Source organism: Janthinobacterium sp. GW821-FHT03C08, from assembly GCF_059420905.1.
Map to the genome: position 1 here is coordinate 39,199 of NZ_JBWKUP010000019.1, position 25,886 is coordinate 65,084.

At 53.7% G+C, this 25,886-nt stretch carries 20 protein-coding genes; 2 read left to right on the forward strand and 18 right to left on the reverse strand.

Features of this window, described 5'->3' with window-relative positions:
* Positions 1-30: 30 nt before the first annotated feature.
* The gene (locus AC07VL_RS23625; RefSeq protein ID WP_494808004.1) at positions 31-1,965 is read left to right on the forward strand and encodes a polysaccharide biosynthesis protein; all 1,935 of its coding nucleotides are present in this window, start codon (positions 31-33) and stop codon (positions 1,963-1,965) included.
* Positions 1,966-2,249: 284 nt separating this feature from the next.
* Here AC07VL_RS23625 and AC07VL_RS23630 read toward each other — a convergent pair whose 3' ends face one another.
* The 18 genes from AC07VL_RS23630 to AC07VL_RS23715 all read right to left on the reverse strand — a co-directional run bounded on the left by AC07VL_RS23630 (position 2,250) and on the right by AC07VL_RS23715 (position 24,676).
* Entirely contained in the window at positions 2,250-2,810 is a 561-nt protein-coding gene (locus AC07VL_RS23630) for a sugar transferase (protein ID WP_494808005.1), read from the reverse strand.
* On the reverse strand, positions 2,807-3,760 hold the full coding sequence (locus tag AC07VL_RS23635) for a UDP-glucose 4-epimerase family protein (protein WP_494808006.1): 954 nt from the start codon (positions 3,758-3,760) through the stop codon (positions 2,807-2,809). Before AC07VL_RS23635 ends, AC07VL_RS23630 begins: the two co-directional genes overlap by 4 nt.
* Positions 3,760-5,019 (reverse strand): glycosyltransferase family 4 protein, encoded by a 1,260-nt coding sequence (locus AC07VL_RS23640; RefSeq protein WP_494808007.1) that lies wholly within the window; start codon positions 5,017-5,019, stop codon positions 3,760-3,762. Before AC07VL_RS23640 ends, AC07VL_RS23635 begins: the two co-directional genes overlap by 1 nt.
* A 214-nt stretch (positions 5,020-5,233) precedes the next feature.
* Positions 5,234-6,478, reverse strand: a complete 1,245-nt coding sequence (wzy, locus tag AC07VL_RS23645; RefSeq protein ID WP_494808008.1) for an oligosaccharide repeat unit polymerase — start codon at positions 6,476-6,478, stop codon at positions 5,234-5,236.
* A gap of 132 nt (positions 6,479-6,610) precedes the next feature.
* Complete coding sequence (gene asnB / locus AC07VL_RS23650) at positions 6,611-8,575, reverse strand: asparagine synthase (glutamine-hydrolyzing) (protein ID WP_494808009.1); 1,965 nt, start codon at positions 8,573-8,575, stop codon at positions 6,611-6,613.
* Positions 8,575-9,714 carry a glycosyltransferase family 4 protein gene (locus tag AC07VL_RS23655; protein ID WP_494808010.1) on the reverse strand — a complete coding sequence of 380 codons (1,140 nt, stop codon included), beginning with the start codon at positions 9,712-9,714 and terminating at the stop codon, positions 8,575-8,577. The genes asnB and AC07VL_RS23655 overlap by 1 nt, the downstream gene beginning before the upstream one ends.
* A 250-nt stretch (positions 9,715-9,964) precedes the next feature.
* Positions 9,965-10,924, reverse strand: a complete 960-nt coding sequence (locus AC07VL_RS23660) for a glycosyltransferase (RefSeq protein ID WP_494808011.1) — start codon at positions 10,922-10,924, stop codon at positions 9,965-9,967.
* Complete coding sequence (locus tag AC07VL_RS23665; RefSeq protein ID WP_494808012.1) at positions 10,887-12,401, reverse strand: oligosaccharide flippase family protein; 1,515 nt, start codon at positions 12,399-12,401, stop codon at positions 10,887-10,889. The genes AC07VL_RS23660 and AC07VL_RS23665 overlap by 38 nt, the downstream gene beginning before the upstream one ends.
* Before the next feature lie 29 nt (positions 12,402-12,430).
* Positions 12,431-12,991, reverse strand: coding sequence for a GNAT family N-acetyltransferase (locus AC07VL_RS23670; protein ID WP_494808013.1), 561 nt, complete (start codon positions 12,989-12,991; stop codon positions 12,431-12,433).
* A gap of 22 nt (positions 12,992-13,013) precedes the next feature.
* Positions 13,014-13,988, reverse strand: coding sequence for a hypothetical protein (locus AC07VL_RS23675; RefSeq protein WP_494808014.1), 975 nt, complete (start codon positions 13,986-13,988; stop codon positions 13,014-13,016).
* Entirely contained in the window at positions 13,988-14,686 is a 699-nt protein-coding gene (locus tag AC07VL_RS23680) for a WbqC family protein (RefSeq protein ID WP_494808015.1), read from the reverse strand. Before AC07VL_RS23680 ends, AC07VL_RS23675 begins: the two co-directional genes overlap by 1 nt.
* Positions 14,683-15,801, reverse strand: coding sequence for a DegT/DnrJ/EryC1/StrS family aminotransferase (locus AC07VL_RS23685; RefSeq protein WP_494808016.1), 1,119 nt, complete (start codon positions 15,799-15,801; stop codon positions 14,683-14,685). Before AC07VL_RS23685 ends, AC07VL_RS23680 begins: the two co-directional genes overlap by 4 nt.
* A 106-nt stretch (positions 15,802-15,907) precedes the next feature.
* A complete protein-coding gene (locus AC07VL_RS23690; protein ID WP_494808017.1) occupies positions 15,908-17,149 on the reverse strand; it encodes a GumC family protein in 1,242 nt (413 codons plus the stop codon).
* Positions 17,150-17,203: 54 nt separating this feature from the next.
* Positions 17,204-19,102, reverse strand: coding sequence for an SLBB domain-containing protein (locus tag AC07VL_RS23695; RefSeq protein ID WP_494808018.1), 1,899 nt, complete (start codon positions 19,100-19,102; stop codon positions 17,204-17,206).
* A gap of 553 nt (positions 19,103-19,655) precedes the next feature.
* Positions 19,656-20,696: an NAD-dependent epimerase/dehydratase family protein gene (locus tag AC07VL_RS23700; protein WP_494808019.1), complete on the reverse strand. Its 1,041-nt coding sequence runs from the start codon at positions 20,694-20,696 to the stop codon at positions 19,656-19,658.
* A 9-nt stretch (positions 20,697-20,705) separates the two neighbouring features.
* Positions 20,706-21,989, reverse strand: coding sequence for a nucleotide sugar dehydrogenase (locus AC07VL_RS23705; RefSeq protein ID WP_494808020.1), 1,284 nt, complete (start codon positions 21,987-21,989; stop codon positions 20,706-20,708).
* A gap of 315 nt (positions 21,990-22,304) precedes the next feature.
* Positions 22,305-23,483, reverse strand: coding sequence for an MFS transporter (locus AC07VL_RS23710; protein WP_494808021.1), 1,179 nt, complete (start codon positions 23,481-23,483; stop codon positions 22,305-22,307).
* Positions 23,480-24,676 carry a serine hydrolase domain-containing protein gene (locus tag AC07VL_RS23715; protein WP_494808022.1) on the reverse strand — a complete coding sequence of 399 codons (1,197 nt, stop codon included), beginning with the start codon at positions 24,674-24,676 and terminating at the stop codon, positions 23,480-23,482. The genes AC07VL_RS23710 and AC07VL_RS23715 overlap by 4 nt, the downstream gene beginning before the upstream one ends.
* 124 nt (positions 24,677-24,800) lie before the next feature.
* Here AC07VL_RS23715 and AC07VL_RS23720 point away from each other — a divergent pair, with 124 nt between their 5' ends.
* A complete protein-coding gene (locus AC07VL_RS23720) occupies positions 24,801-25,691 on the forward strand; it encodes a LysR family transcriptional regulator (RefSeq protein WP_494808023.1) in 891 nt (296 codons plus the stop codon).
* Positions 25,692-25,886 lie beyond the last annotated feature (195 nt).

Consider the following 25,886-nt stretch of genomic DNA (forward strand, 5'->3'; position numbering starts at 1 on the left):
TTTGTTTGCAAAGAATGGATTAATTGACGTATGAAAAACAAATTTCTGAAGTTACCCCGCCTGCACAAGCAGATGATCGCGGCTGGTGCCGACCTCGTCTGCCTGCCGCTGATGTTCTATTTCGCGCTGTTCCTGCATTTCGATAGCCTCAGCCTGGATATTGTCGTCGAATACAAATGGTCCGCCATTGCCACCGCCGTCATCGCCGTGCCGATCTTCGTGAGAATGGGCCTGTACCGCGCCGTCGTGCGCTATATCGACCAGAAGATCATTTCCACGGTCGTGCTGGGCAGCACGCTGTCGGTGCTCATGCTGGCCGTTGTCGTGCAACTGCTGCAGCCAGGCCATTTGTCGCTGCCACCTTTCCTGATCTACTGGGTTAATTCCATCGTGTACGTGCTGGCCAGCCGCTATACCGCGCGTGGCTACTTCGTCGGCTTGCGCGAACGCTCCAAAAAGACCCGCGTGGCCATCTATGGCGCGGGCAAGGCCGGCAGCATGCTGGCTAATGCCCTGAAGCCGAGCAGCGAATATTTGCCAGTCATCTTCATTGATGACTCGGCACAGCGGCAAAATACGACCATCCATGGCATTAAGGTTTATCCGGCGAAAGAAATCGAGCAGTTGGCAAAAAGCATGCAGATTAGCACCGTGCTGCTGGCACTGCCGTCGATCTCGCGTCGCGAACAACGCCGCATCCTCGACCGTCTATCGACCCTGCAACTGAAGATCAAAGTCACGCCATCGATCGCCAACCTGGTCAAGGGAATCGCCCGCGTCGAAGACGTGCGGCAAATCGAAATCGAAGATTTGCTCAGCCGCGACCCAGTTGCCCCTGATCCGAAGCTGCTGTCCGTTTGCATCAGCGGCAAGGCAGTCATGGTAAGCGGCGCTGGCGGCTCGATCGGTTCCGAACTGTGCCGCCAGATCATCGCCCTCAATCCGACGCGGCTGGTTTTACTCGACATTTCAGAGTACGCGCTGTACACCATTGAGCAGGAATTGCGCGGCTACTGCGCCAGCCATGAACTCGATGTCGAACTGGTCGCCTGCATCGGCTCCGTGCTCGACACGGAAAAATGCCAGCGCCTGATGCACACGTTCGAAATCCATACGGTCTATCATGCAGCGGCCTACAAGCACGTGCCACTGGTCGAGCACAATCCCGTCGAAGGCATCCAGAACAATGTCTTCGGCACGCTCAGCCTGGCAAAGGCGGCCGTTGCCGCACGCGTCAAATGCTTCGTCCTGGTATCGACCGACAAGGCTGTGCGTCCAACCAATGTAATGGGCGCCACCAAGCGTCTGGCCGAACTGGTACTGCAGGCGTTTGCCCGCCAGGGTACCGCCACGCGCTTCTCGATGGTACGTTTCGGCAATGTTCTTGGCTCGTCCGGTTCGGTAGTGCCGCTGTTCCGTCGGCAAATCGCTGGCGGCGGCCCCATCACCCTCACCCATCCTGATATCACCCGTTACTTCATGACCATTCCGGAAGCGGCGCAACTAGTACTGCAGGCAGGGTCCATGGGGACTGGCGGCGACGTCTTTGTGCTCGACATGGGCGAACCGGTGCGTATCGTCGACCTGGCGGTGCGCATGGTACATCTGAGCGGCCAGGAAGTGCTCAGCCCATCGACGCCGGATGGCAAGATCGAAATCCGCTATGTCGGCCTGCGTCCCGGTGAAAAACTCTACGAAGAATTACTTATTGGAAATAATGTGACGGGTACCAAGCATCCGTTGATCATGCGTGCCCAGGAAGCAGAAATAGACTGGCCCTTCCTCGATATCATGCTCAAGCAACTCAATGATGCCTGCCAGCGCTTCGACCACATGGCAATTCGTGCCCAGCTACTGAAAATGGTCAGCGAATACCGGCCAGCATCCGAAATCGCCGACACCATCTGGCAACAGGGTCAAGAGGACGAAATCGAGATCAGTAATAATATGGCAAAATCCAGCTGAACGGAGCAAACCAGAGCGTTACTCTTAGCACAATAAAAAAAGTCCAAAGATGGATAGCCATCGTTGGACTTTTTTTTATTGGATGCGTGCATCGCCAGCCATGCGCGGCTCACTAAGACCGAGGATGCCATTACGTTCGACTACCGCTTAGGCGATACTGCAGACAGGCGTCACGCGCACGCCTCCTGAAAACTGAAAGGGCCGAGTCCTGCGCAATACAGAACTCAGCCCTTTGTGGCCAAACGACAGGATCAGCTAGCAATCCGCCTGGGATCAGCTACGTGTCAATGCGTGATACCATCCCGGCGCACAACCTTCAATACTGTCAGGAACACAATTTTGACGTCCAGCCAGAGCGAGCGCTGCTTCAAATAATCGGCATCGAGCTGCACTTTTACTTCCAGTGGCAACTCGTCACGGCCGTTGACCTGAGCCCAACCAGTCAGCCCCGGCGGAATGCTGTGTACGCCCTGGGCAGTACGCAGGGCGATCAAATCATGCTGGTTGTACAGCGCTGGCCGCGGGCCAACGACACTCATGTCACCACGCAGGATGCACCACAGTTGCGGCAATTCATCGAGGCTGCTCTTGCGCAGAAAGCCGCCGACCGGCGTCAAAAACTGGTCAGGATCATTCAACAGATGCGTCGCCACGACTGGTGTATCGACGCGCATCGTCCGCAGCTTGGGCATGGCAAACAGCGCGTTATCGCGCCCCACGCGGTTTGACCAATACAGGGCCGGCCCCTTCGAAGTCAGCTTCACCAGCACCACGAGCGCGGCAAACGGCACGGCAAATACCAGCGTTGCCATGCCTACACAAATTAAATCCAAGAAACGTTTCATTTTTTACCACTTTGATCAAAGGCTTTGAAATGGGCGACACTTTCGGCAATGGCTGCCTGCTGGCTAACAAGCGGCCGCCAGTCCAAGGTTGCCTGCGTCGCGCCAATGTCGACTTGCAGGGAGCCAAGCAAACGGTCGGCCACGGCGCGCTTGCCCAGCAAGGCAGCGGCGCAACGCATCCACGTCGGCGGTATTGGCAGCAGCAGCGCTTTCTTGTTCATCGCCGTGGCAATCATCGACGCCAACTGCGCAATACCCAGGTCGGCGCCATCCGATACCATGAAGATACCGCCTGGAGCACGCGCGTGACGGGTGCAGACAATGAGCAAGTCCACCAGATTATCCAGCGCGACCATGCTACGGGCATTGCGAACGCGTCCGAAAGGCAAGGGCAGGCCACGCTCTACCAGGCGCATCAGATTGAGGAAGTTCGCCTTGACGCCAGGTCCGTAGACCAGCGGGGGCCGCACGATCGCCACCTCCAGGGGGCCTGTGGCGGCCAGTGCCGCCAGGCCGCGCTCCGCTTCCAGCTTCGACTGCCCGTAAGGATCGCAAGGCATGGGCACATCGGCCGCGGTGAACGGCCGGTCCGTCGTCGCTTCGCCATTCACCTTGACGCTGCTGACGAAGACAAAGCGCTTGACACCATGCTGCATCGCCTGCGCCGCCAGATTCAAGGTGGCGTCGACATTCACGCTGCGATACGCACGCATTGGATCTTGCTCACGGTCGGCCATCACGTGCACGCGCGCGGCCAAATGGATGACAGCATCGCAGCCCTGCAGCGCACTGCGCCAATCGGTATCGGGACCAATATCGCCCACATTCACCTGCCCCGCTTGTGCCCCGCTGCGTACGGCGGCCACCACTTCGTCGCCGCGCGCTCGCAGCGCCTTGCACAAAGCGACACCGACGAAGCCGGCGGCGCCTGTTACTAATACTTTTGCCATCAGTCTGTCACCGCCATCAATTCCTGGTAAATCTCCAGCGTATCCGCCACAACCTTCTCCTCCGAAAACTCCTGCAAGACCATTTGCCGGCCGGCCGCGCCCATGGCGTGCCGCATGGCTGTGTCAGCCAGCAAGGTCGCCATGGCCTGGGCCAGTGCAGTGACGTTGCGCACCTCGACCAACAAGCCATTTTCGCCATGACGCACGATTTCGCGACAGCCGGGAACATCGGTGGCGATGATCGCCCGTCCGCATGCGGCCGCTTCGAGCAATGCCTTGGGCAGGCCCTCCCGGTATGAAGGCAGACACACCAGAGAAGCGCTGCGGTACACGAGGGGCATGTCATCGCGACGACCAAGCCACTCCACCGCACCGCTATCGACCCACTCCTTCAACGTTGCCGGTGGCACGGAGGCCGGGTTGCATTCATCCGTACCGCCCACCAGCACAAAACGCGCCTGCACACCCTGCGCTTTCAGCAGTTTGGCGGCCTCGACGAACTCGACGACCCCCTTGTCTGTGAGCATGCGCGCCGGCAGAAGCACCATCGGCACGCCCTGCGGCTCCGGCACGACATCAAACACCCGCACATCGACGCCAGCGCCCCGTATAAGACGAATATTGGCCCGTGCGATCGCCGCGCCATTGACCATCAGTTCACAATCGTCGGGATTTTGCAGGATCAGCAAACTGCCTCGACGGTTCAACAAAGTACGAAAACCTGCCAGCACGACAGCACGCAGACGGCCACGCTTGCCCGATGTGTCGCTGAAAATGGCCCCCATGCCGCCAAGCGCATTCACGACCCTTGGAATCCGCAGCAAGCTCGCCAGCAGGCTGCCATAGAGGACAGGCTTGATGGCGACCTGGTGCACGATATCCGGGCGCACCTTCCAATAAATCTTCAACAACCCGCACAGGGCCTTAAACTCAGCAAGCAGGCCCGTCGAACCCCGGTTCAGTTTCCAAGGATACAGCGTAATACCGGCCTGGCGAATCAACTCCGCGTGGCTGCTGACGTTGGTGGCAATCGACACATCCATGCCGGCGCCGAGGGCCGCAACGGCGAGCGGCAGCCGATGCGAAACGAAATACCAATCTTCAGTGACGACAAACAGCAGCTTGGTTCGCGTCGCTGAATGTGCGGCCATCACTGGCTGATCCGCCCGTCCAAACTGTCTGGGCAACCTATCACCACTAGCAGGAGGATATTTCCTGGTGCTCTCGGCAGATGCGGGCTTCACTTGCTCATCTATCATTATCTATTCCATCAATCGACAATTTTATCTACACCATCGGACAAATGGACTCAAAATATTTTTGCGCTCTTACAACTACTCTTAGAAGCATACTATCACCATGCCCGCGACAAGGCCTCGAAAATCCGCCTAGCCACAGTTACGCAACATACCGCATCACAATTGAACTATATATATTTATGAGCAGTACCTGACGCGACCGAAAATTCACTCTTCAATTTTTCAAATTTCGGCTAATCCCGAGGCCCACCCAAGAAAATAAGAATTTAATCACTATAAACAAAATCAAAGAATATACAAATAAAACAAATGCTGAATGCCAAGGTGGCAGCAAATATATCAACCATGCAAACCAGAGCATGTCTTCAGCCTGCTTTCCAGCATCAAGTTTTTTCACCAAGAATGATGATAAACCGGCCAAGAAAATAGTATATGCAATATAAAATGGAACCAAGTATGGGGCAATAAAAAACCATCCGGCAAAACTTATATTTGTATTCCATGTGCCGACTTCAAAAACCGAGTCGAAATCTGCATAACCAGTAAATGCGACACCAATAGGAATAGACTTTGCACCGTAAAAAATTCGATCAAAGGCAATACCATGCAAGCCTTCCATCCAAAATGGACTAAATCTACCATGCATAAATTCATCTTGAAGTAGATCTCGCATGCGAATTACCTCCACAAGAATCGACGTTGTCTGGAAACGCGATACCAAGTGCGTTAATCCATCACCCATCAACGCAAAATAATCAAAGCCATCAAGTGCAGAAAATACACTGTCTGCTGCATCATATAAGCCCACTTTTGACGAGGCACGCATAATCCATTTTAAATTAACCAATATTGGATAAAGCAATACCACACCAGAACCAACCATTACAATCCAACGCAACCGGATACGTCCCGCCCGATATGCACGGCACCACTCAAAAAATATTATTAACAAAAACATTCCCGACCAACCACGAATCAAATTGGATATTATCCATATCGAGATGTTGGCAGGGAGCATTTTATTATCACGATAAAATGCATAATACAACATCACTAATGAATCTATTGGGAAAAATACCCAGAAAAACGCAAAAGGAACATTTTCACCAGAAGATGCGCTACCAGCCACATTAACGCCATTTATCCAGTTAAATGACATATATATTAACTGAAAAACCAATAAAAATCTTCCGATTCGCTCACCTATCACTCTATCAGAGCCCGGGAAATTAATTTTTCTCACGCTAATTTTTGTTACAAAATCAAATAACGGAACGAGAATAATATAATAGGAAGATATTACTAGAAAAAGCGCCCACACCAACACACTGCTACTATATAAAGGATTTCCAGCCACATCACCTATAAGTTCTCCGCTACTCAGCATTAAACAGGCAGCAATAATATTTGAACATACATAGAGAAATAACCAATAAATCCTTGGGTTCGCACCTTTCACTTTTCATCCTTAGTCATATTAGTCCGAATTCAAACAATCAGCGTCCCCCATCTGCATCATCGACCATATCGATTTAGCATATTCGTTAGCAAGTTAATCTATGCCATAACAACACTACCGGTTACTATAGGGTCACTGTGCCTCCAACCAGGCCTGGAACATCAGCACATCCCACAGATGGGCTTCCCAATTGCGCTGTCCCGACAGATGTTCGGTCCATTTTTGCCGGATCGGCTCCACGTTAAAAAAGCCCTCGCGGCGCAGCCGCGATTCGTCCAGCAGCGCCTCGGCCCAATCGCGCAGCGGACCACGCAACCATTTGCCGATTGGTACACCGAACCCCATCTTCGGCCGCTCGATCAAGGCCTTCGGTACATGCCGGTAGAGTACCTCGCGCAAGGCCCACTTGGTCTGGCCATTGCGCAGTTTCATCGATTGCGGCAGGCTCCAGGCGAACTCCACCACCCGATGGTCAAGGAAGGGTACCCGTGTTTCCAGTGAGACACCCATCGCTGCCCGGTCTACCTTGGCCAGAATATCGTCCGGCAGATAACTGAGCATATCCAGTGCCATCATGCGCTGTACCCGATCCAGGCCCGTCAGCGGGGGCGCAAAGCCGGTCAGCAGAGTAGATGGCTCGCTTCCACCGATGACGACGGATGCGGGATCTTGCCAATGTGAAACCAAATTCAGGTACAGCGCGTCGCATGACGGGCTGGCCAATACACCGGCGCCCTTGTGCAGCTTGTCGCCGACGTTGGCAAACGGCATGGCGCCAGGTACCACGCGTCGGGCGGTGCCAGCGATCTTGTTCCACGCCGCAGGCGACACTGCCGTCAAGCCCTTTGCGGCCAGGCGGCGCAAGGGCACGGGCACGGTGGAAAGCTTACCCCAAAGCCTATCGGTCAACTGGTAGCGGTTATAGCCGCATAGCAGCTCATCGCCGGCGTCACCAGACAAGGCCACAGTCACATGCTCCTTGGCCAATTGCGACACGAGGAAAGTTGGAATCTGCGACGAATCGGAAAACGGCTCGTCATACAGCAGTGGCAAGCGCGGAATCACGGCCATGGCTTGCTCTGCCGTTACATACAGCTCGGTGTGATCGGTACCCAGATGCTGGGCTACCGCTTTGGCATGCTCGGCCTCGTTGTAGCCCGCTTCATGAAAACCGATGGTAAATGTCTTGACTGGCCGCGAAGACTGCGCCTGCATCAGTGCCACGATGGTTGACGAATCGATACCACCGGAAAGAAAGGCGCCCAAAGGCACGTCGGCCATCATTTGCTGACGTATCGCATCCTTGAGCAAAACTTCCAGCGCATCGATAGCTTGCTCCGGAGTCCCGGTAAACGGCGCACCGACGCCAGCCTCGGCTGTTCCGGTGCCGGACCAATACGTGCTCAACTGTGGCTCGCGCTGCTTTGCTGATATGGTCAACAGGCAACCTGGCGGTAACTTGCTGATACCCTCATAAATGGAGTATGGCGTGGGAATATAGTTGTGGCGCAACTGCAAACTGAGCGCACCGCGGTTAATGCGGTTCTCGAACACAGGATGCGCACGCAAGGCCTTCAGTTCGGAACCAAACAGGAACACCGCGCCGCTCCCCTGCCCTTGCCAGCCATAGTACAGCGGCTTTTCGCCGATACGATCGCGCGCCAGGGTCAAGGTGGCAGTCTGCCGGTCCCATATAGCCATGGCAAACATGCCAATGGCACGCACCAGGGTGTCATGGATGCCCCAGGCATCGAATCCAGCCAGCAGCGTCTCCGTATCCGAATGGCCGCGCCAGACCGGGGCCTTGCCGGTCTTTTCCAGTTCCTGCCGTAGCAAAAGATGGTTGTATATTTCGCCATTGAAAGCAACCACATAGCGGCCGGAGACCGACGGCATGGGCTGATGGCCGGCAGGCGACAAGTCGACGATGGCCAGGCGGCGGTGCCCGAGGCCGATGCCCTGCTCGGCATCGCTCCAGTATCCTTCATCGTCCGGGCCCCGGAGGGCAATGGTGTCCGCCATGCGCTTGAGCACAGGGACATATCCGTTATTATCTTGAGAAAAAGATGAGCCGAAGAAACCTACAAATCCACACATCAGTGAATACTTTCATTTGCAACACGTTGATAGATTGCCTCGAAACGATCCCGGGCACGCATTATTGTAAACTCTGCAACAATCCTTTGCCTAGCCATTTTCCCCTGTGCCTGTAGAACATCGGCTTCCAGCGTCAGTAACTGCCCGAACCCAAGTGCCAAAGCTGACGAATCTTCCTTAGGAACGACTACACCGGTATCGGCCACGAGCATGGCCGCATCCCCCACGTCGGTAACGACACATGGCAAGCCCATCGCCATGGCTTCGCCCACGACATTCGGGAAGCCTTCGGTACGCGACGACAGGCCAAATATATCCATCGCCGACAGGCAGACAGCCACGTCGGCGCGCTCGCCGAGCAACACAAAGCGCTCCGCGTACCCGGTCTGCGCGATCCAGTCCATCAGGACAGCATTGTCGCTGGCAAGTTCACGGCCCACCATCAGGAAACGCACCTCAGGGCGATGCTGCGCCACCAAACCGGCAGCGCGCACAAAATTAGCATGATCCTTGGCAGGATTGAAACGTCCAAGCGTACCAACGACGACGTGTGTGTCGTCAAAGCCACACAACTGCCGCAAGCCGGCGCGCTGCTCCGGCGACGCGAGCAGCCGCGTCAGATCAAAGCCATTTGGAACCACCGTCATGCGCGTGGAGTCGTAGCCAACCGCGACATGCGCACGGCGCGAAGCATCGGCCGCGCAGACAATGGTGTGCGGAAGCCAACGGGACAACCTAGCGCACACGTTGCGCACCATAGTAGTGGCGCGCACGCCCCCAGCCTGCACATCGGTAGTGCGAATACCCCACACGATATGTCGGTTGCCAACAAAACGAGCTGCTAGACCGCCTAAAAGATCAGCATGATACATCCAAGTTTGAACTATATCAGGCGCTTCCAACTTTATAATTCTTCCCAATTGCCAAAGGATACGCGGAATGTCCCGAAAAGACTGCATCTCTAGGGAGCGAACATCAACACCTAACTCACGTAACTCCAATCCAATTTTCTCGACGGTTGTTAGTGAGATTATTTTATGCTTATGAAGCGTATCATTTAAATGTGATTCGATCAGACGTTTAAGCATTAATTCAGCCCCCCCCACGCCCAACCCAACAATGATGTGAAGAATTACCATTTAAATACCACCAATATGAGTCTTCGCTATGTTATAGCGAATCTTGCAAAATACAAATAAGTAAAAATCGACAAAGCAAAATATATCCTGAACCAAACAGAATTTTTAAATCCAACACTACTTAATAGCAAAATTATTTTTAATGTCATAGACATGAAAAACAAAACCACTCAAACACGAATATGCGAAACACAGAAGACATTATCATTAAATATTCCGCAAACAAACATAATCAAAAATAATTAAATTTTTATCTTTTTTCAGAAAGAACAGGGACCCGTAACTTGTTTGCTTTTTTTAAATGAGAAATAAAATCAATAGGAGAAACAAAACTAAAAGATCGCAACATTAAAATTAAAAAATCAACAGCTGTTCCTCGTTTATTCTTTGCATCTATTAAAAAATTTGTAAATGCAAAAATAAATATATCAGATCTTTTTTCTGGATATTTTTTTAAAAAATACTCAGAATGATGCGCATTGAGTGCTCTTATTTTTCGATGCGTACTTTTGCTAACCGCACCAGTCGAATTTACGCGATATTCACCCAACACATCATCAAGAATGGCTCCCCAGCCAGAAGATAAATACTCCCACGAATAAAACAAATCCAGTACATCAAATCCTGGGCAACTTGTCTTACGCGCAGTTCTACGATACATAATCGTACTGTGCCCCCCCACAGTGCCGAAACGCAAAGCTTGTCCAAATGTAACTATGCCATTTTCAAATATAAAATTTTCCCCTAATTCCCCTGGAAAAAAATTACCTTGATCGTCAAACGAATTAACTCGATGCCATGTTACTGTACAACCAGGATTTGCGTTTAAATAATCGACCTGCTTTTGAAGTTTTCCGGGTAAAAATATATCATCACCATCGCAATGGCATACAAATTCTGCCTTAGACAAATTATGAACAGATATGAAATTTTCTACGGCCCCGACATTTTCCGTGCGAGATACCACCTTAATAATAGATGGGTATCTCCTCAAAAATTCTTCTATTATTAATGGCGTACCATCGGTGGAACAATCATCACTAACGATAACTTCAAATTCGAAATCCGTCTTTTGATCCAAAATACTTTGAAGACATGCATTTATATATTTTTCCTGATTATAAGTTACCACGCAAATAGAAACTTTAGGAGTTTTACAAATCATAATTTCTTTAATTTTGTTTAGAAAAGCGTATCTGCCATGTGGCATAAACCTTGTTTCTTAAAAACGGAGATGCAGCCAACGCGACTGTCAACATGAGCAGCCCAATTCCAGCCAATAGAAAACCGGTTTGCAAACGATCTGCAGGAAAAACTATACATAATCGTAAAAATGCAGCAACGAATGCTGTTAAAAACACCACCCCTAAAATATCATTTAACAACCACTTCATGTGCAAGCCAGGCGCGAAACGCTGATGCACTCTAGGAATCCAGGCGAAAAAATACACTGCATTAACTACTACCCAAGCATAGCCAGCGCCAACAGTACCAAAATGCAATGTCGACCAAAGTAACAATGGTATTAAAAACACGAAAAATAATCCGTTGCCAACCAGATGCAGCTTTAAATCACCTTTAGCGTACTGCAAATAATATGGAAAAGCTGCCAGGGCCAATATGCCATTGCCCAATGCATATAGGGCTAAGGTAGGTGCAGCCTTGCTCACGACCGCCGCGTTACCGGTCCATGCCCATAGCACCTGTTCGGAAAAAAAGGCCAATGTGAGAGCCGTCGGGATTGCTATTGCACAAACCATCTGTGTTGCGTTTCGATATAACTGCAAAGTGCCACTATCGTCGCCCGCTGCATTGAGCTTGGTGAGGCGGGGCAGTAGAGCTCCACTGATCGGTCCACTAACTACCGATACGCCACTCGCGACCAACACGGCCAAGGTAAAGTAAGCATAATCCGATAGCAGTAATAATTTAGACAAAATCAACTTGTCTGTCTGAGTTATAAAAATCCAGACAGCACTCGTGAACGCCACGGTCAGCGAAAATTTTAGCACTGAGCGCAAGGGGCTCCATTCCCACGGCAAACGTTCAACATTATCGATCTTCGGAAAAATTCGATACGTTTTTAATATCAAGATAAAAAGTTCAATTACTGCGACGATGAGTTGATAGGAAAAGAAATAAGTCGGGCTTGCTCCCACATAAATCAGAAATGGAATAATAAAAGCAAAGCGCAATGTCGCGATTAAAATATTAAATCCATTCAACCAAACCAAACGTTCAAAACCATTGATGGCACCGCGATAAAGGCCGCAAATCCATCTCAGAGCCACAATCATGCCGATCAATAATATTGCATTTCTAACTTCATAGATTGGCAATTTTTGTACATTCAACCATGTAGTTGCAATAAAATTGGCGCCTAGCATCATTGCACCACCACAAATTATTGCAATCAGCGCAAAAATACCTTCCAATGCACGGAGCAGTCGTCGCAAGCTTAAGGCATCAATTGCTCCACCACGAAAACGCGAAGTCTCGCGTGCCATGGTTGGTGTCAAACCAACATCGAGTAGTTGAAACCAACCTTGCAACATGGCATAAAAACCAACCAAGCCATATGCTTCGGCTCCCATATATTTAACATACAGTGGCACTAATAAAATACCAATTAAAGTCACATATATCTGACCGACATAATTAGCAAGTATGTTTTTCTTCAAGGACAAGGTGGCACTCTCGATTCAGGTTTAAAAAATCAACCCCAATAGTTGTTTTTCTCAAGTATTTCAAAATAATCAGTCTTGGTCACGCCGACAATAATTTTATCGTGATATAGCCCATTCCTATAAAACCAGTTGCGGCGAACACCTTCTTTTTTCCAGCCACCTTTTTCGGTATAAAACTTTAACGATCTTTCATTATAAGAAATTATGTCGCTATCCAGCCTGTTCAAGCCTAGTTCCATGAACGCATACCGCATGATAGAAAACAACGCGTCAAGGGCATAGCCTCTTCCCCTTGCGTTTTCCTGTCCTATCATTATTCCATGAAACGCGGTTTTGTTCTTCCAGTCAATATTCACAAGATTGGCCGTGCCGATACAACCATGCTCAACTGTATCGATACAGAAAACATGGTCGGTCAAATTGCTATCTTTTCTGCTACGTATCCACTCTTCAGTAGAACGACTGGAGAAAGGAAAATGCCATCCACCAAGCACATTCCAAATTTCCGGATCGTTGCTCCACTTGTGCAACTGGGGGATATCTGCAACTTCAGGTGCACGCAAGGTGACAATTTTTCCTACAATATTCATATTCCGTTCCAACCGTGGTAAATTATCTATTAGAAAGAAAATCCAGGCAAATTTTCGCCACGCGTTCCATTTCCTCGAAGCTGTAACGTTGATCACATGGCAATGGCAATAAATTTTTCACAAATTTTGCTTCATTACTATTACTATCCACACGTGTAACCGTCTCTGGCCAATACGTTGCCACAAAAACTCTTTCACGTATTAAACTCTTCCGTAAGCCTTCAGAGTCAATAAGAAAAGGATAGCATAGCGGACCATCGATACTCTGCAAATCAAATTTAATTTCATTCAAAATCCCCAATTGCTTGTGCAGGAAATAAAAATTCTCATTGCGCTTGATTTTTATTACATCAAAATCGACGCTATACAGGATACGCTGCGTCAGTTGCGACATCCTTAGCGGCTCACACTGTTCCAGCGAATGTTCTGCTTTTTGATAGTCTGCATATCCTGCCTCCGGCGTTTCCGCCAGACGCGTTAATCCGGATAGTGCACGCCTCAACGAGCCATGATCGCGTTCCGAAGGCTCATCGATTACAAGTCCTGTCACCAATAAACCACCATCCGGCACGCCAAAGAACTTGCGTGCTGAATAAATCGTGGCCAGACAATCTCGCGGAGGTGCATAAAATGCCTGCGAGTGATCCAGAATAATTTGGCGAGGATTATGGCGGTTGAACAAGCCATCTATATTCTTCTTGCAGACAGAAAAATAGTTTACATAGAATAGCCAATCCGTCTCGGCAAGATCAAAATCGTCAACAATATTGAAATCACCATCAATCGAATAAAAACAGCATTCCACACCAGCTTGTTCAAGCGGAGCGACCATCGAATCGCAGATGTAATGCGGCATGTATACCCTGGAGGGGTTACCTACGCGCAACAAAGCAAGAAATGCTGCTCGAGCGGACTGGAATTCGTAAGCAGCCGGATACAAAAGCGGCTTACGCTCGGGAAATTCAAGCTCAAAATATCCACCGATCGGCTTGTTCATCAAATCACCGAAATGTCAGTTAACATTTGCTTTGCCGCGGCGCGATCATTAAACATCAACACATCCAGCATCGATAATCCAGGTTGGAAATCCGCAGAAACTTGAGGATATGGCGCTATTTTTGTGTCGATGAAATGCAAATCGATGCCATGGCCGGAAAATGCATCGACCTCGTATAAGTCCCGACCGCCTGGCAGATTGTAGTATTGCTTCGCTTGTTCCTTGCCACAAATATCAATGACACGTTCGACGCTGTGCAGATGCGCATTGTCATATCCCACAGACGACATGACGAAATCAGTCCGCAACTGCAGATAATCGGCTATCAGCACCACACTTTTTTTGGCCAATTCTGAGATATTTTGCTCATTGGAAAAAATAACTTCCGAGAAAATTTCATTGACTGCCTCAAAAAACGGCGCTTTTCGATAGGAGTGACGCAGGGACTCAGCCATCTTTTTCTGCCAGATTCCCCCGCCCTGCACGACAACCTGGTTGATTTTGAGGAAGGGGCTGGCTCCACTCAGCGGCACCGTAATGTAACGGACCTCTCCAGCCAGAAACAGCCTGTTCCGGTTGATCCAGCCGTTCTTAATAAAATTCACATCGTCGTAAAAGACAAATTTGTCCACTGCGGCAACGAGCTGAAAATACCCTATGTATGGAAACAGATAGGGTTGCATGATTGCCAGCTTCATGCCATTGGCGCCACGACGAGGTTGACGATCATGCGCTGTTGCTCAGCAGTCAGTTCCGGATATATCGGCAGGCACAGTACTTTTTGCGCCGCAGCCGTGGCGACAGGAATATTGTCCCGGTGTGCAGACGGCAAGCCACGGTACATCGGGAAGTCGGTGATGAGCGGATAGAAATAGCGCCGGGCAAACACGGCATGCTCCTTGAGCCTGTCGTACAGGCCATCGCGAGTCAGTGGATAATCGGCATCCACCAAAATCGGGAAATACGAGTAATTCGCCACCTCTTCGCCGGCATCCTGTACACAGCTGATGCCTTTGACATCATGCAGCAGCGCACGGTAGGTCTCGTCGATCTCACGACGCCGGGCAAGTGCACGGTCTACGTGCTGTAATTGCAACACGCCAAATGCAGCGTTAATCTCGCTCATCTTGCCGTTGATGCCAGGCGCCACTACCGTCAATTCGTCAACGAAACCGAAGTTCTTCAGCTGGTCGATGCGCAATTTTGTCTTGGCATCCGGGCATATGATCGCGCCCCCTTCAAAGGTATTAAATACCTTGGTGGCATGGAAACTGAGCACGGACAAGTCGCCGCAGCGTAAAATACTGCCGCCCTTGTTTTGCACCCCGAAGGCATGCGCAGCATCATAAATGACGCGCAAATTGTAATTATCGGCAATTTTCTGGATCGCATCGACGTCACATGGGTGGCCATAGCAATGCACGGGCATGATTGCGGTGGTCTGTGGCGTGATGGCTGCCTCGATTTTTTTCGGATCGAGGTTGAGCGTATTGGGATCAATATCGACAAACACAGGCTTGATACCATTCCACAGCAAGGAGTGGGCGGTCGCGACAAAAGAATACGGGGTAGTAATCACCTCACCCGTGATCCGCAGCGCCTGTAGGGCCGTAATCAATGCAATGGTGCCGTTGGAAAACAGGGCGAGATGCTCCACGCCCAGATATTCACATAACGCTTTTTCCAGCTGCTGGTGAAAGGGACCGCCATTGGTCAATACCTTGCTATCCCATACTTTTTCCAAGTACGGCAGGAACTCGTCCAGCGGAGGCAAATAAGGTTGGGTGACATAAATGGGTTTGGTATTGCTCATAATACTCCAAATAGAACCGGGAAAATATGAGGCAGGGGCTTCTCCTCATGCATCCACTGGGTAGGCAAGGTATCAACTATTTAACTGACATCTCTGCTTTCTGCATTTAGCTACGAATCTTGTCCTTCGGCACTGCATTCTTCCATGCTATCGACAATTTCTCCCAACGGTCTTTACTTTCGGGATTACGGCGTGAACTTCTGTAAATTGCGCTGGAAAATGCCAACCCAATCCCCAGTAAAGCTCCTGCAGAGATGGCCATCAAAGTAATTAATCCACGTAATGGCTTGGACTTCCGTTCAGCCGGAACAGCCTCATCCAATACCTGAATCAATGATGAATCCTTGGCTTCATCTATCTTCGCCAATTCAAATTGTTTGGCCAGTAACTCAAATACCGTTTCGTAATATTTTACGTCGCGCAAACTACGCACATATTCGACACCGACCTCGGGAATGCTACCGGTCGGCACCATCAGGTCTCCTTTTCCGCCTTGGCTGCGTTCCAGTTTTGACAACTGAGCCTGCATGCCGTGCAGTTCCTCCTGGGAGCGCAACAATTCAGGGTTTTGTGGGGCGGCAAAGGTACGCATTGCATTCAACTGGATCTCTTTTGCCGCAATAGCACCCTTCAATTGGGCGACATTACCTATGATGGCTTGCACTTGCCCATCCAGCTGAATCATGCCGGTTTTTTCCTGGGTGGCACGCAGGGCGATTTCAGCTTTGGCTAATTGCTCTTTTGCATCCTTTAGCTGTTTCTCAAAAAACATACGTCGTTGCGATGACTCAGTGATTGCCATCGTTTGCGTGAGTTTCGCCAATTCTTCAACGTATGCGTTCGCTAATTGGGCGGCAAACTTTGGATCCAGATCCTCCACACTGATAGAGATCAAACCATCCTTTTTCCCGCTTGAAATATTGCTGAAGTTGTTCAGCGTTCTGCGAGTATCATCCATCGTCACCTTTTCATAGCGAGTCTTGAGCTTGAAGCGCTCAATCAGCTTATCGGAAATGGTGCGACTTTCAAGCAGCCCTACATACAGGTCATTTGGACTCTTAATGCCCGCTAAACTCCCTGCGGCACCAGCCAATCCACCAAGCTGGCCCAGCATGGCTGCCATGCCAGAACTTTGCTGCTGTTGCGGAGGCATAATTTTGGCTGTGCTAGTAAAAGTAGGCGGGATCATCAGGCTGATGGCCATTCCCAGCGCCCCGGCCCCAACTGCCATGCCTATAATCAATTTTTTTCGGTTTGCCAATACAATTAACAAGTCCAAAGGATGAATTTGATCATCCGTACTTGCGTTATTGTTTGTCTGTAAATTGCTGTGCTGTTGTTCAGACATCGTCTTTACTTTCAATCGGTTTCGGGCTCGGCGGTCTCATAGCATGAGGGCCGTTTAGTTTTTCAGCACTTTAAGTCCGGCAGCGCCCAGTCCAAACTGGTAAAAGATCGTCGTCCAATCTTTGAAGCTCTGCATAAACGAACTGCGTTCGATTTTCTCCGGCACAACCACAGTATCACCTGCATTCATGGGGCTACCGCCCACGCCGCTGAACCAGCCGCTGCTGCGGCCGCTTTGGGCGGTGCCGTCGGCACGAATCACATACATTTCAGACTTGTCCGCCGTCACAGTCGGGCCGCCAGCAAGCTCAAGATAGTCATTGACGGTGCGGCTTGGACGATACACAAAGGCATTTTGCTGGAACACGGAACCGATAACATCGATCGTGTCTGGACGACGGGGGATAAAGACGCTGTCGCCATCCTGCAAAGGCAAGTCCGGCAAATCTTTCACCTTTGCATTACCATTCTGCAACTCCAGCACGATGCGGCCTTCGGCCTTGATTCCACGCAGGCGTTTTGCAATGGTGCGCTGCTGTTCCAATTCGGCAGCGATTTTGGCCGCGTTGTCCTTGTCGCTGGAATTGCCCATACGTTGCGTGGCATTCGACTCCAGGTCGCGCTCGAAACGCTCTGCCGCTTCATCCAGTTTTGCCTGCTGCAAGCGGCGCACGGATTCACGGTTCAACTGCATCGCGTAGATGTAGCCGTTATCGGTAGCGCCGCCCAGACGCGCCACCAGTTCCCGGAGCGTTTCGCCTTTCTTCAACTGGAACACGCCACTTTGCCTGACTTCGCCCGACACGCGCACATATTCGTTCTGAATCTGTATCTGCACCGGCACCGCGCCAGGCGCAAATACGCGCAGGATATCGGTTGCCTTTACGGGAATGCCCGCCAGACGGCTGTTGATGTTTTCCGACTCGGCCGTAATATCCACGACGGTCTGATAATTGTTATCGACGTTTTTTTCGATCAGAATGCGCTTTGCTTCCGCTGCGGAATCAACGCCACCTGCCCAGGAGACGATATCGGCCAGGGAAGTACTGCCTTTCAATTCGAAGATGGCTTGCTTCTTGACATTGCCGGAAAGCGCCACCAAGGGGCCGACTTCCGGGATATAGATCACGTCGCCATCCTGCAGGGCGATGTCGCGGCTCTTGTCCCCTTTGACCAGCACGTCGTACAAGTCAAAGGTCGTGACCGTTTTGGATCCGCGCTTGACCTGGATGTTGCGCATCGTACCTGCGGCGTCCGGACCTCCCGAGGTGAACAGGGCATTCAGCAGGGTACTCATGGCACCCAGCGTGTAGGTACCGGGGCGCACCGCATGGCCAACAACATAGATTTGGACTGCGCGTGTCTGAGAAATGCTGACCGTCAGGTCAAAATTGGTGAACACTTTGCTCACCGCCTTTTTCAGGTGTCCCTGCAAATCGCGGTACGCCACGCCACTCACCTTGACCGCCCCTACGCGAGGGATATAGACCTCTCCGCTCCGGTTGACCGTAGCGCTGACGTCAACGTCGATCATGCCCCAGCCCCGTATCTGCAATTCGTCGCCAGCGCCGACCACATAATCGCCATTTACCTGCGCACCGTCAAACGGTGCAAAAGTAGAGGGCACGTCGCTGAACAAATCCTTGCCAAATATTGCCAGGCTCTTGCCCGTCACTGTCTCAGCATAAGTCTCGAAGCTGCCCTTGGCCTCACTGACTGTCTTGGCTGGCCTGGTCAGCAGGGGAGCTTGTGCTTGCCGCGTGTCGCGCCCCATCAGACTAGGCAAAGGCGTGGTACCCGATGGTTCGGCATTTGCGGTATTTGCGGCATTTGCGCCGCGTCCAGTCAATGCGTTACTCTGGGCCCAAGCCGACGTCGACGCTACAGCAAACAGGCACGATGATAGGATCAATTGCTTGAAGATCGGCTTTGCTAAGGTACAGTACTTTTTCATGCTGGTCTTTTTTGTGTGATAAGGTTGATTCAATTGGTGCCCGAATATCCGCACCGCTACATTCACGATTTTTTGCCATGCGAGGCTGACTTTCCATGCATCAGGGCGCTGAACAAGTCCCAGGGCGCGCCTCGTGCCATGCCATGCTGTCAAAATCACAGCATCCGCGATAGCCCAGGATGCCGTTGGCCGAGCCAGGTCCGATGGCGACGATACACGATCGTGTATGTTACACCTTGGCATGTGCTTTACTCAGGTAAAATTACTCAGTAGTCGCTAGTACTACAGCGATAGATTTGCATACCGGGGGACTGGTTAGTAGCTGATGCAGCAAACCGCAAAAAACGCGGCTCGATTCGATGCCGAAAAACGACCGTTCAAGAATAACATAAGGATTCATGAAATGGACGTGGGGAACCATCACGCGCCACCGACTTGTGTAACAGTGCTGGCACAAACGACACCGACGCTCACTCACGCACCATATAAAATCAAAGTACAAACAATGCCGCCTGGGCGACATCGTTTGTACTCTTCCTGCCTTGCGAATTAATTAATTCTTCGATGCAGTTATTGAATCAACGTAATATGCGGTGGCCTCGTCCAATCCCTCAGCGACCCGGTGTGTCGGCACGTAACCGAGCAGCGTGGAAATCTTGCTGATGTCCGCTTGAGAGTGGCGCACGTCACCATCACGGAAAGCGCGATACACGACTTCAGCCTGCGCGGCCGAAGGCATGCTGCGTGCCACGCGTTCACGAATCAGGGCGAACAGCTCATTGAGCGTCGTCCGGTCGCCCAGCGCCAGGTTGTAAATCTGATTGACGGCTTCCGGGTTGGTGGTCGTGGCGGCCAGAATGTTTGCCTGGACGACGTTGGCGATGAAACAGAAATCGCGGCTCGTTTCGCCGTCGCCATTCACGTAAATCGGCTCGGAACGCAGCAAGGCACCATACCACTTGGGTATCACGGCTGCATACGCGCCTTCCGGGTCCTGGCGCGGGCCGAACACGTTAAAGTAGCGTAATCCTACCGTTTCCAGGCCATAACAGCGGCCAAAGACGTCAGCGTACAGTTCGTTGACATACTTGGTCACCGCATACGGCGACAATGGCTTGCCGATGCGTTCTTCGATTTTCGGCAGGCCAGGATGGTCACCGTAAGTCGAACTGGAGGCGGCAAAAACGAAACGGCTGACCTTGGCATCGCGGCTTGCCACCAGCATATTCAGGAAGCCGGAAATATTCGTGTCGTTGGTGCGAATCGGATTTTCCAGCGAACGGGGTACGCTGCCCAGTGCCGCCTCGTGCAAGACGTAATCGACACCTTCGACTGCGCGTGCGCAGTCGGCCAGCTCACGGATATCGCCTTCGTGGAAACGAAAACGTTGCCATTGCTCCGGCGATACCAGCGCCTGCACACGGTCAAAATTATGACGATGGCCCGTCTCAAAATTATCCAGCCCGACTACATTTTGCTCCAGCTTCAGCAAGGCCTCGAGCAGGTTCGAACCGATAAAGCCGGCCACGCCAGTAATCAGCCAGGTCTTCGGTTTGTCGCGCAACACTGCGCTGATTTGTTCATATGCTTGCATTACGTTCTTTCACAGACGCCACAGGGGAATGCCGGCACTTTCGAACTCGGCAGGCTTGCAAATACCCTTGACGTCGATCACCACGGCACCGTCCGCCAGCACTTGCTGGAATTGCGCGACGTTCCAGGCAGCATATTCATGGTGCGCCACGGCCAGCACGGCAGCGTGGGCCGGCTTCAATTGCGCCAGCGGGGTCAGGCTGATGCCATATTCGTGTTCCGCTTCGGCCGAATCCGCTTCAGGGTCCGTCACTTGCACGGTCACGCCAAACGATTGCAGTTCGCGGATCACATCGATCACTTTCGAATTACGCAAATCCGGGCAATTTTCCTTGAAGGTCAGGCCAAACACGGTCACGGTAGCTTGCGCAACATTGTGGCCAGCACGGATCAGCTGTTTGATCGTCTGCTGGCCGATGTAAGCACCCATGCCATCGTTGATGCGGCGCCCCGCGAGAATGACTTGCGAATGGTAGCCAAGTTTTTCCGCCTTGTGCGTCAGGTAGTACGGGTCGACGCCGATGCAATGGCCGCCCACCAGACCTGGTTTGAATTTCAAGAAATTCCACTTGGTGCCAGCAGCCTCAAGCACGCTGTTGGTGTCGATGCCCATGCGTTCGAAGATCAGCGACAGCTCGTTCATCAAGGCAATGTTCAAGTCACGCTGCGTATTTTCGATCACTTTGGCCGCCTCGGCCACCTTGATGCTCGCGGCCTTGTAGACGCCAGCAGTCACCACCGACGCGTACACGTCGGCCACGATATCGAGGGTAGCCTGGTCTTGGCCCGAGACCACTTTCATGATCTTCGTGAAGGTGTGTTCCTTGTCACCTGGATTGATGCGCTCCGGGCTGTAGCCGACGGTGAAATCCACGCCGCATGTCAGGCCCGATACGCGCTCCAGGATGGGCACGCATACATCTTCGGTCACGCCCGGATATACCGTCGACTCGTAGACCACGATGTCACCACGCTTGAGCGCCTTGCCTACCGTTTCCGACGCGCGTTCCACCGGCGTCAGATCGGGTTGGTGAGCATCGTCCACGGGAGTAGGTACGGCAACGATATGGAAATCAGCTTGTGCCAGTTCCACGGTGCTGGAGGTAAACAAGATATCGGAGTCGCCAAGGTCGGAACCGGCAACTTCATTGGTGCGGTCATGGCCAGCGCGCAACTCCGTCAGCCGCGTCTCGTTGATATCGAATCCGATGGTACGCATCTTGCGACCAAACGCCACGGCGACTGGCAAACCAACATAGCCAAGGCCAACTACTGAAATTTTACGATTTTGCATGGATATATAAGGCGATATTTAAGGAAACATGAAGGCTAACTAAGCATCACCGCACAGCGAAATGGCGACCAGCAAAAGAGGAGCCTGTCCGGCAAAAATGAGCTTTCGTACCAGACAACATCCATAACTATAGCAGAATTCACAACCATTCTGTAGTCGCGCGCCTATCCCGTGCTCAACTATCGGGTAGCGATACTATGGCGTTTAAACCAGCTCATTTAATTTCTGTGGTGCAACTGATACAAACTCCCAGTCCCCGCCCTTCCATCGCCAGCCACGTCAGCCACGTCAGCCAAAACGATGGTCAATGCTATTTCACGCCCGACTTCCCGCTTGCCGTGGTCTGCAGAACAACCGCGCTTTCAGCACGATGACGGCCAGGGCCAGCGTCCCCAGCAGCGCGCCGCAGGCCAGCGCGCCCTGCATGCCGTAGGACTCGATGGCCATGCCGCCCGCCAGCGCGCCCACCGTTACGCCCAGGTTGATGGCGGCGATATACACGCCGATGGCAAACGCGGGCGCCTCGCGCGCTTCGCTGCTGAGCCACACTTGCGTGACGATCAAGCCGCTCGTGTGCGCCGCGCCCCAGAACAGCAGCAAGACGGCCAGCGCCGCCCAGCCGATACCGCTGCCCGCATGCCGGTACAGCAGCCAGTACGCCAGCCCCAGCAGCATGGGCTGCAGCAGCACCGTGCGCAGCACGTGCGTGCCCAGCTGCCGCCCGGCAAACAGATTACCGGCCACGCCACCGATACCAAACACCACCAGCGCCAGCCCCGTCTGGCGCGCCGACAAGCCTGCTTCCTGCTGCAGGTAGGCGGCCGCATACGCATACACGGCAAACATGGCGGCAAACACCAGCACGGCGGCAGCGATGGTGAACCACAGGGCCGGCTTGCGCAGCACGGCCAGCTGGCGGCCATATGCCATGGGCGCCTCGCGCGGCGTGTCGGGCAAAAACAGGTATAGCCCCAGCGCCGCCAGGGCATTCACCAGCGCGCAGGCAAGGAACGACGCCTCGTAGCCAAGCTGCGCCGCGATCCAGGTGGTGAGCGGGATGCCCAGCACCATGCCCATGCTGGTGCCCGTGAACGCATGCGCGCCGGCCCGCGCCGCGTCCTGCGGCGGATACAGGGCGGCGGCGGCCACCATGGCCAGCGAGAAATACACGGGGTGGAACAGCGCCGGCACGATGCGCAGCGCCAGCAGCACCTCGAAGCGGGACGCATAGGCCGACGCCACGCTGGCCAGGGCAAACACCAACAAGGAGACGACCAGTACGCGCTTGCGGCGCCAGCGCGTGGCCAGCAACACGAGAAAGGGGCCGCCCACGGCGATCACCAGGGCGAACAGGCTCACCAATGAACCCGCCTGCGCGGCCGTCACGGCGTAGCGCTGCATGATCATCGGCAAGATGCCGACGACGCCAAACTCGATGCAATATACGCCGAACAGGCCCAGCGCGAGGAAGACGATGGGGTGCGGGCGCGTCATGGCGTTTCCTTGGCGCCAGCTTCCTTGCTGCCATACACGGCCTGGCACAGCTCCATCACGAACGGCCCCGCCATGCCCTCCAATGCCGTGTTCGTAAACGCCACCACGGACAGCTCTTGCGCAGGATCAACAAACCACGCATGGCCATACGTGCCGCCCATGCGCCAGCTGCCCACGGACTCCGGCGTGGCGGCCGCAAGCGGGTCCGTCAAGACCGTGAACCCCAGACCGAAGCCACGGCCGGGCCAGAACGGCAGGTCGAACGCACCCGTCTGGCTTTCGCCCATCTGGCGCGCCAGCGCCGGCGGCAGCAGCGGCGCGCCGCCCAGGCGCAAGGTTTCCAGCAGGCGCATGAAGTCGGGGGCGGAGCCGACCATGCCGGCGCCGCCGGACGGGTAGGCGTGCGCATCGCAGGCGCGCGCCGGAGATAACACAAACCCTGCCATGCCTTCGAGAAACGGCAGATGGTCTTCCCCCGCATCGCGCAAACGGCGCGGCTGCAATTCTCCCGCCGCGCGGTCCGCATACGCGACGGCCAGGCGCGCCGGGTCCGTGGCCATAAAACCCGTGTCGCGCATGGCCAGCGGCGCCGTCACCAGCTGTGCTACGGCTTGCGCCAGCGGCAGATCCGTCACCGCTTCGATCACGGCGCCCAGCACGTCGGTGGCGATGGAATATGCCCAGCGCGCGCCCGGCGCGTAGGCCAGGGGCACCGTGGCCAGGCGGCGCAGGTTGTCTTGCAGGGAAATAGGGGACCCATCCATGCCGTCCGACACCCCCGCCCGCGCATAGGCGCCGCCGGGCGGCTGGAAGAAGCCGTAGTCGAGCCCTGCCGTGTGCGTGAGCAGGTGGCGCACGGTGATCGCCGCCACGCTGCCATCCGGCTGGCGCGGCGCAAAATACGGCAGCCAGCGCGCCACGCAGTCATCCAGTCCCAGGCGTTGCTGCCCCACCAGCGCCAGCGCGGCCGTCGAGACGATGGGCTTGCTCACGGATGCCAGGCGGAACAGCGCATCGTCGTGCATGGGCGTGCCCGCCTCGCGGTCCAGGTGGCCGGCAGCGCGGCGGTACACTTCCTGGCCACGGTGGCGCACGAGCACCACGGCGCCCACCAGGCGCTGCTGGCGCAAAACACCGTCGAGCAAGGGATCGATGCGGGCGGACAGGGCCGCGGGAGAGAAATCGGACATCATGGCGTAGCCTTTCAAATGATCAGGCTGCCAAGGTAAGGCAGGCGCGATCAAAGAAAAACAGGCTATAGTTTCCGTCTGTGCGGACGTTGGCATCCGCAATCAATGGTGACGAAACGGAAGCGACATGGATAACCTGGCGGGATTGACGGCCTTCGTGCAGGCGGCGGAACTGCGCAGCTTCGTGGCGGCGGGACGGGTGCTGGGGATTTCCGCCTCGGCCGTGGGCAAGAGCATCGCGCGGCTGGAAGCGCGCCTGGGCGTGCGCCTGTTTCACCGCAGCACGCGCAGCATCGCGCTGACGAGCGAGGGAAGCGTGTTTCTCGAACGCTGCCGGCGCATCCTGGGCGAGATCGAGGCGGCCGAGCTGGAGTTATCCAGTAGCAAGAACACGCCCCAGGGCCGCCTGCGCGTCAGCCTGCCCCAGGTGGGCAGCCTGCTCAATCCCGTGCTGGCGGCCTTTGCGCGCGCCTATCCCCAGGTGGAGCTGGACCTCGATTTCAGCGACCGCCGGGTCGACGTCATCGAGGAAGGCTACGACGCCGTCGTGCGCGCGGGCGAGAGCGCCGACAGCCGCCTGATGAGCCGACAGCTGGGCCAGTTCCAGCTGCAACTGGTGGCCGCGCCCGCCTACCTGGCGCAGCACGGCACGCCCGCGCAGCCGGCCGACCTGCGGGGCCATACCTGTCTGCTGTACAAGTTTCCCAGCAGCGGCAAGGTCGAGGCCTGGCCCTTGCCCGACTGGCCCGCCCTGCAGGCGGCGGGCTTGCCGGCGGTATTGAACTGCAACAATGTGGATACCCTGCTGCACTTTGCCGAAAACGGCCTGGGCATCGCCGCCTTGCCGGACTTTGCCGTGCGCGCAGCGCTCGCCGCAAACCGTTTGCATCCCGTGCTGGAAGCGCACCGCCAGCACGACGGCGCCTTCCGCATCCTGTGGCCCAGCAGCCGCCACCTGACGCCGAAACTGCGCGCCTTCATCGACTTCCTGGCCGCCCACGTGTTTCCCGAAGGCTGATGTTTCCTGCCGGCGCCGCGCTCGTTGTTTCCATACGACAACTTATTTCATTTGCTGCCGGTTCTTGAACTTTTCAGCAACTTGATACAAGTATTTGTATTGCAGTGCAGAATTTTGAGGAACAATTACAGGCTGGCCGCCGTTACGTAGAAACCCGTAGTGGCAAGGCAGCGCCTGGCCGGAGCAACGCTTCCT